Genomic DNA, 2,500 nt, shown 5'->3' on the forward strand with positions numbered 1-2,500 from the left:
CTAGCGCATAAAAAAAGGGTAGCTCAATTAAGAACTACCCTTTGATAAAGACTGGCAACGACTTACTCTCCCACATTTTACTGCAGTACCATCAGCGCTGGCGGGCTTAACTTCTCTGTTCGGAATGGTAAGAGGTGGACCCCGCCGCAATAATCACCATAAACTCTTCTGTGACCTCTTCTGATCACTAAATTTCTTATGACATTTTTATGTGAAAGATTCTCTGAAAAAACAAAAGCAAGTTTATCGTCTCCATCCTGCATAAGGATGGACGTAACTAGAAAGCTTACGGGTAATTAGTACTGCTCAGCTCTGATATCACTACCTATATACCTGCAGCCTATCAACGTCATCATCTATAACGTCCCTTTAAAGAAACCTCATCTTGAAGTGGGTTTCGCGCTTAGATGCTTTCAGCGCTTATCCCTTCCCAACGTAGCTACCCAGCAGTGCCCCTGGCGAGACAACTGGTACACCAGCGGTTAGTCCATCTCGGTCCTCTCGTACTAAAGACAGATCTTCTCAAGTTTCTTACGCTCGCAACAGATAGGGACCGAACTGTCTCACGACGTTCTGAACCCAGCTCGCGTGCCACTTTAATGGGCGAACAGCCCAACCCTTGGGACCTTCTCCAGCCCCAGGATGTGACGAGCCGACATCGAGGTGCCAAACCTCCCCGTCGATGTGAGCTCTTGGGGGAGATCAGCCTGTTATCCCCGGAGTACCTTTTATCCTTTGAGCGATGGCCCTTCCATACAGAACCACCGGATCACTATATCCGTCTTTCGACCCTGATCGGCTTGTAGGCCTCACAGTCAAGCACCCTTATGCTATTGCGCTCCACGCATGATTACCAAACATGCTGAGGGTACCTTTGAAAGCCTCCGTTACACTTTTGGAGGCGACCACCCCAGTCAAACTACCCACCACACACTGTCTCCATTACTGGATTAGGCATCAGATAAATAAAGGGCGGTATTTCACCAACGACTCCACCACGCCTAGCGACGCAGCTTCAGAGTCTCCCGCCTATCCTACACATCATTTACCCAATACCAATGTGAAGCTATAGTAAAGGTTCACGGGGTCTTTCCGTCCCGTTGCGAGTAAGCGGCATCTTCACCGCTACTACAATTTCACCGAGCTCATGGCCGAGACAGTGCCCAGATCGTTACACCATTCGTGCAGGTCGGAACTTACCCGACAAGGAATTTCGCTACCTTAGGACCGTTATAGTTACGGCCGCCGTTTACTGGGGCTTCAGTTCAGAGCTTCGCCGAAGCTAACTCCCCCCCTTAACCTTCCAGCACCGGGCAGGTGTCAGGCCTTATACATCATCTTTCAATTTCGCAAAGCCATGTGTTTTTGGTAAACAGTCGCCTGGGCCTTTTCACTGCGCCTCGTATTGCTACGAGGGCCCCTTCTCCCGAAGTTACAGGGCCATTTTGCCTAGTTCCTTAGCCATGAATCACTCGAGCACCTCAGGATTCTCTCCTTGACTACCTGTGTCGGTTTACGGTACAGGCACCTTTATCCTAGCCTTAGAGGTTTTTCTCGGAAGTCTGATTAGGTACACTATCCGCGCTCCCGTAGGATTGCGGTACTATCAGGTTCAGCTAGTGGAGCGGATTTGCCTACTCCTCTAATACCTACACCCTTCAACCTGCTATTCCGTCAGCAGGCGGTACTTTCACTACTCCGTCACCCCATCGAAAATAAAGGTGGTACGGGAATATTAACCCGTTGGCCATCGACTACCCCCTTCGGGTTCGCCTTAGGTCCTGACTAACCCCCGGCTGATTAGCATTGCCGGGGAAACCTTAGTCTATCGGTGTGCGGGTTTCTCGCCCGCATTATCGTTACTTATGCCTACATTTGCGCTTCTCTACGCTCCAGCATGCCTCACAGCACACCTTCACCGCCTAGAGAATGCTCCCCTACCATGTATAAATACATCCTAAGCTTCGGTACTACACTTGATGCCCGATTATTATCGATGCCCTGTCGCTCGACCAGTGAGCTGTTACGCACTCTTTAAATGAATGGCTGCTTCCAAGCCAACATCCTGGCTGTCTAAGCAACTGGACCTCCTTAGTTCAACTTAGCGTAGATTTTGGGACCTTAGCTGTAGGTCTGGGTTCTTTCCCTCTCGGATTGGGACCTTAGCACCCCAACCCTCACTGTATGGTATATTTACTAGCATTCGGAGTTCATCTGGATTTGGTAGGATTTGACTCCCCCTAGTCCAATTGGTAGCTCTACCTCTAGTAAACTCACCCATACGCTGCTCCTAAAAGCATTTCGGGGAGTACGAGCTATCTCTCAGTTTGATTGGCCTTTCACCCCTACCCACAAGTCATCCAAATACTTTTCAACGTATACTGGTTCGGGCCTCCATGTAGTGTTACCTACACTTCACCCTGCTCATGGGTAGATCACCAAGTTTCGCGTCTACTACTGCTGACTAATCGCCCTGTTAAGACTCGCTTTCGCTCCGGCT

At 49.7% G+C, this 2,500-nt stretch carries 2 rRNA genes (1 of these 2 cut by a window edge); both read right to left on the bottom strand.

The window, feature by feature from the left end:
- Window positions 1-49: 49 nt before the first annotated feature.
- Window positions 50-161 (bottom strand): 5S ribosomal RNA (gene rrf / locus C7460_RS23190).
- A gap of 115 nt (window positions 162-276) precedes the next feature.
- A 23S ribosomal RNA gene (locus C7460_RS23195) occupies window positions 277-2,500 on the bottom strand; it runs 645 nt beyond the window's last position.

The organism is Marinoscillum furvescens DSM 4134, assembly GCF_003386095.1.
Classification (GTDB): Bacteria; Bacteroidota; Bacteroidia; order Cytophagales; family Cyclobacteriaceae; genus Marinoscillum; species Marinoscillum furvescens.